Annotated in this window: 1 pseudogene; it reads right to left on the bottom strand. The window is 49.5% G+C overall.

Annotation, left to right across the window (positions count from 1 at the left end):
- Positions 1–285, bottom strand: a pseudogene (locus J0A65_RS27150) (TCP-1/cpn60 chaperonin family protein); the annotation flags it as partial.

Raw genomic sequence — 285 nt, 5'->3', positions numbered from 1 at the left:
GCCTTGTTGATGAAGTAAGGAGACAGATAGCCACGGTCGAATTGCATACCTTCAACCACGTCCAGCTCGTTTTGCAGCGCCTGACCTTCTTCTACGGTGATAACACCTTCTTTGCCTACTTTGTCCATGGCATCGGCAATGATCTTACCGATTTCTTCGTCAGAGTTAGCAGAGATTGTACCTACCTGAGCAATAGCTTTGCTGTCGGCACAAGGTACAGACAGGGCTTTCAGCTCCTGAACGGCAACGGCAACAGCTTTGTCGATACCGCGCTTCAGATCCATA

The sequence above is a fragment of the Bowmanella yangjiangensis genome, assembly GCF_017255015.1.
GTDB classification, from domain to species: domain Bacteria; phylum Pseudomonadota; class Gammaproteobacteria; order Enterobacterales; family Alteromonadaceae; genus Bowmanella; species Bowmanella yangjiangensis.
The sequence above is the reverse complement of the archived record's forward strand: the minus strand, read 5'-3'. Positions and strand labels throughout refer to the sequence as shown.